Origin of the sequence: Pseudolysinimonas sp. (genome assembly GCF_031389465.1) — a bacterium.
In the GTDB taxonomy this organism is placed as follows: Bacteria; Actinomycetota; Actinomycetes; order Actinomycetales; family Microbacteriaceae; genus Pseudolysinimonas_A.
In genome coordinates this window covers 1-2110 of the sequence record NZ_JANMSQ010000172.1, presented here as the reverse complement: position 1 = coordinate 2110, position 2110 = coordinate 1, and the positions used below count along the sequence as shown (strand labels likewise).

Genomic DNA, 2110 nt, shown 5'->3' with positions numbered 1-2110 from the left:
ACGATCGGCGGTCTCACGACCGCGGCAGCCGTCGGGCTGATCGCCCATGACGATCCGGCGAATGGGTACCGGTTCAGTCACGATCTCGTTCGCGATGTCGTGCTCGATGGCATCGATCCTTTGCGTCGAGCTGAACTGCACCTCGGTGTCGCTTCTGCGTTCGAGGGGAGGCTGACGGTCGATGATTCTTTCCATGCCGTGGTCGCCGATCATCTGGAGCAGGCCGGTCCGATCCACGCCGAAGCAGCCGCCGCCCACTGGGAGCTTGCGGCGCGTCGGGCCAAGCGCGTCTTGGCTTTCGATGAGGCGGCCCTCTGCTTCGCCCGAGCGGCGCGTAACTGCGCCCGGGACAGCCACCGTGTTGCCCTTTTGCTGGTCGAGGAGGGCGAGGCGCTGCTCCTTGCTGGCGAGTTGAAGAACGCTCGGGCGCGGTTCTTGGCAAGCGCGAAGCTCGCCATAAGTGTCGCAGCCCCCGAACTGCTCGCCCGAGCGGTTCTTGGTATGGGCATCGGCCCTGTGGCCTGGGAAGTCCCGATCGCGAGCAACGAGCAGGCGTCGTTGGTCGCCGACGCTCTGGAGCGGCTACCCGACGACGCAACCGTGCTGCGATCGATGCTGTTGGCCCGACTCTCCGTCGCCGCCGCGACTCCCGAGACGGTACCCATCGCTCGTCATCGTGCCAACCAAGCGCTAGAGCTGGCGCAGAACGCGGACGATCCCGCGTTGATCGCGGAGGCCCTGGCCGCGTTGAACGACGCGTATGCGGGTCCGGCGCACGCGATGACCCGGCGCGACAATGCCGACACGATCGTCGAGCTGGCCGTCGTCGCCGGTGACCGGGTGCTGGAGCTGTTGGGCTATCGGTACCGGATTGTTGCAGATCTCGAGGTCGGCGACATCGCCGCAGTCGACCGCAACATCGACGCGTTCACCCGCCTCGCAGAACAGCTCCGTCAACCGCTGGTGAGTTGGTATGTGCCGTTGTTTCGCGGAATGCGAGCGCTGCTCGGAGGAGACCTCGATGCCGCGGATCGTTGGTGCGGCGAGGTCGCGTTGGCTGCAGAGGCTACAGGAAGCCACAACGCGGCGATGATGGCGGCGACCTTGGAGCTGGGCGTCGACGCTGCGCGAGGCAGACCCCCCGTTCCAGCTGCCCTCGAAGGGCTGTTCGAGGTCAATCCCGCCGAGTGGGCAAGCTACGCCGCTGGCCTGGCGATGGTGCACTGGCTCGCTGGCGACCGCGACCAATCCCGGCGCCTGCTCAAGCTCCACGCCGACAACAACTTCACCCGCCTCGGCGAAGACGGCGAACAGCTCACAACGCTGCTCATGTTCGGTCGCGTCGCTACCGGCCTCGACGAGGAGACTGCATGCGAGGCGTTGTACGACCTGCTCCTGCCCCATGCCGGATTGTGGGCTGTGGACGGGATCGCCGGCTGTTGTTGGGGGCCCGTCGAACTCGAGTTGGGTCGGCTCGCCCTCGCCCTCGGCCGCAGGGGCGAGGCCCTCGACCATCTCGGCCGTGCCCATGACAGCGCGGAACGGGCCGGTGCTCCGCTCATCAGTGCCGAGGCGGCATTGCTCGAACTGCAATGCCGCCGACTCGACGCGACGAAGACCGTGGCCGAGGATGGGGTCCCTGAAGGAAATCTCTTCCGACGAGACGGACAGTTCTGGACGCTGTCGTACCGAGGCCGGACCGTCCGCATGAAAGACGCCAAGGGTTTGCACGATCTGGCGCAACTCATCTCGATGCCCGGCCACGAGATGCATGTGCTCGACCTCGCTGGAAACCGCGCCGAGCCGACGCGACACGCGCTCGGTCGTGCCGGCGACCTGGGCGACACGCTCGATGCCAGGGCACGGGCCGAGTATCGGCGCCGTCTCGCCGAGCTCGAAGACGACGTGGCCGACGCCGAGGCGTTCGCCGATCTTGGCCGTGCCGAGAAGGCCCGAGCCGAGCGTGACTTCATCGCCACGGAACTCGCCGCCGCGCTTGGCCTCGACGGGCGACCACGTCGCACCGGCGACCCCGCCGAACGGGCCCGCAAAGCCGTCGCCGGCCGCATCCGTCTCACCATCGGCCGCATCGACCAGGGAGCCCCCGATC

At 67.5% G+C, this 2110-nt stretch carries 2 protein-coding genes; one reads left to right on the top strand and one right to left on the bottom strand.

Features of this window, described 5'->3' with window-relative positions:
- On the bottom strand, positions 1 to 357 hold a 357-nt coding region (locus RMO30_RS06770; RefSeq protein ID WP_309711136.1), incomplete at its 3' end, for a hypothetical protein.
- A 78-nt stretch (positions 358 to 435) separates the two neighbouring features.
- Between RMO30_RS06770 and RMO30_RS06765 the strand changes: the two genes are divergently transcribed.
- Positions 436 to 2110: hypothetical protein (locus tag RMO30_RS06765; protein ID WP_309711134.1), on the top strand; the 1675-nt coding region annotated here is incomplete at its 3' end.